Origin of the sequence: Sphingomonas sp., from assembly GCF_051962185.1 — a bacterium.
Lineage (GTDB): Bacteria > Pseudomonadota > Alphaproteobacteria > Sphingomonadales > Sphingomonadaceae > Sphingomonas.
Window position 1 is genome coordinate 1 of sequence record NZ_JBQCCN010000035.1, and the last position, 2,608, is coordinate 2,608.

Below are 2,608 nucleotides of genomic sequence, written 5' to 3' on the forward strand. Positions count from 1 at the left end.
TGGTCGCCGGGCCCGCGATTTCCACGCTCGGCATCGGCCAGACCCGCGCCGCCCGCGCGCTCGCCGCGTTCCGGCTGAGCTGCCGCGAGTTGGTCCGCCGCACCGATCAATCGGGCCTGACTCGCGGTGCCGACTGGGCGCCCGCGTGCAACGCCGCGCAATCGGCCAGCGACCGCGATGCCGAGGATTTCTTCGCGACCAATTTCGAGACGATCCAGGTCGGCAGCGGCAAGGCGTTCGCGACCGGCTACTACATTCCGGAAATCGCCGGCTCGCGCGAGCGGCGCAAGGGCTATGACGTGCCGATCTATGGCCGCCCGAGCGACCTGATCGACGTCGACCTCGGCAAATTCTCCGACGCGCTCAAGGGCAAGTCGATCCGCGGCCGCGTCGAGGGCAAGAATTTCGTCCCTTATTACGACCGTACCCAGATCGAGGAAGGCGCGATGACCCAGGCGCCGATCATCGCTTGGGCGGCCGACCCGGTCGCGTTGTTCTTCCTCCAGGTCCAGGGATCGGGCGAAGTGCGCCAGCCCGACGGCTCGACCTTCCGGATCGGCTACGACAGTCAGAACGGCCGCGACTATACCGGAATCGGCGCCTTGATGCGCGATCGCGGCATGCTCCAGCCGGGGCACGCGACGATGCAGGACATCGTCGCCTGGCTGCGCGCGCATCCCGACGAAGGGCGCGACGTCATGCGCGCCAACAAGAGCTACGTCTTCTTCCGCCTGCTCGACGGCCCGCCGCTTGGCGCGATGGGCTTGCCGGTGACCGGCGGCGTCACGGTCGCGGTCGATCCCAAATTCATTCCGATGGGCGCGCCGATCTTCCTGTCGATGGACCGCGCCGACGCCACCGGCCTGTGGATCGCGCAGGATACCGGCGGGGCGATCAAGGGCGCCAATCGCGTCGACACCTTCTGGGGATCGGGCCGCGAGGCCGAGGCGATCGCCGGCGGCATGTCGGGCCGCGGCACCGCGTTCCTGCTGGTGCCGCTGGGCACGCTCGCTCGCCTGCAGGGAGGCGGGGGTGGAACGACGCCTCAGCGCTGAAGAGCGCGCATTATGGGCGCGGGTGATGGCGACGGTGACGCCTATGCCCGGGCGCGAAGGGGTGAAGCAGGAAGCCAAAAGGCCCCTCCCCTTCAGGGGGGTTGGGGTGGGGGAGTCGCAGGCGATGCCCTCTACGAGGTCTCGCCCCACCCCCAACCCCTCCCCTAAAGGGGAGGGGCTTAAATCGGCCAAAACCCCAACCCCAGGCACCACGCTGGACGGCGGCTGGGACCGCCGCCTCTCCCGTGGCATGGTCGAGCCCGATTCCACGGTCGATCTCCACGGCCACACGCTCAACTCCGCCTACACCATGCTCGATGCCGCGCTCGCCCGTTCGATCGCGCGGGGCGATCGCGTCATCCTGCTCATCACCGGCAAGCCGCCGCGCGCCGAGAGTCAGCGGCCGCATGCGCGCGGCGCGATCCGCGCCGCGGTGGGCGACTGGCTGCACGCCTCGCGCCACGCCGATTCCATCGCCGCCGTCAGGGGGGCGAGTCCGCGTCATGGTGGGACGGGAGCGCTATATATTGTGCTTCGTCGACCGCGCAGCGCACGAAATTCTTAACCCTTTCCGGTCACAATATCGTCTTCATCGGGGGTCGTTTCGAGAGACCCGATAGAGGGGACTTTCCGGGCGCAATGGAATCCACAACGCTGAAAGGCCGGGCGATCGTTTTCGCTCTGTGCGCCGGCGCGGTGGTATTCATCCTCGCGCTGCTGGCGACGTCGCACGGCCAGCTCACCGCCGACACGATGGGCCGCGCGCTGATCCCGGCGATCGTCTGCTCGGTCCTGTCCTGGGCCGCCGCCGAGCGTTCGGTGGCGTCGATCGCCGCCGCCATCGATTCCGCCATCGCGCGGCTCGCCAAGGCGGCGCATGGCGATCTCGACAGCCCGATCCCCGAGGATATCGGCGCCGCCGTCCCGCATCTGGGCGAGGCGATGCACGGCCTGTTCCAGCAGGTCGCCGCCAATCTCGACAGCGTCCATCGCCTGGCGATGTACGATCCCGTCACCGCGCTCCCCAACCGCACCCATTTCCGCCGCTCGGCCGAGCGCCAGCTCGCCGAGATGCCGGCCGGCCAGATCGCCGCCTTGCTGTTCATCGACCTCGACCGGTTCAAGGCGGTCAACGACACGATGGGCCATGCCACCGGCGACATGCTGCTCGGCATGGTCGCCAATCGCCTGCGCGCGGTGGCCGACAGCATCGCCATCGACGACCTTGCCGACAAGCCGACCATCGGCCGTCTCGCGGGCGACGAATTCACCATGTTCTTCCCGCATCTGCCCGATGCGCGCCAGGCGGCGCGGATCGGCCGCGGCGTGCTGTTCGCGCTGACCGAGGCGTTCGACATCGCCGGCGCGGAGATCGAGATCGGCGCGTCGATCGGCATCGCCATCCGCCCCGACCATGGCACCACGCTCCACGATTTGATGCGCGCCGCCGACGCCGCCATGTACCATGCCAAGGCGACCGGCCGCGGCCGCGCCGAGCATTTCTCCGAAGCGCTTGCCGCCGAACTCGCCGACCGCGCGCAGCTCGAGGTCGA

The 2,608-nt window shown here is 69.1% G+C and carries 3 protein-coding genes; all 3 read left to right on the forward strand.

All coding sequences use genetic code 11. From position 1 onward, the window contains the following. The coding region (gene mltA / locus ACTHJR_RS02540; protein ID WP_440521503.1) for a murein transglycosylase A at positions 1-1,055 on the forward strand (1,055 nt) is incomplete at its 5' end. A gap of 25 nt (positions 1,056-1,080) precedes the next feature. Further along, positions 1,081-1,620 (forward strand): Smr/MutS family protein, encoded by a 540-nt coding sequence (locus ACTHJR_RS02545; protein WP_440521505.1) that lies wholly within the window; start codon positions 1,081-1,083, stop codon positions 1,618-1,620. 74 nt (positions 1,621-1,694) lie between these two features. Beyond that, on the forward strand, positions 1,695-2,608 hold a 914-nt coding region (locus tag ACTHJR_RS02550; RefSeq protein ID WP_440521504.1), incomplete at its 3' end, for a diguanylate cyclase domain-containing protein.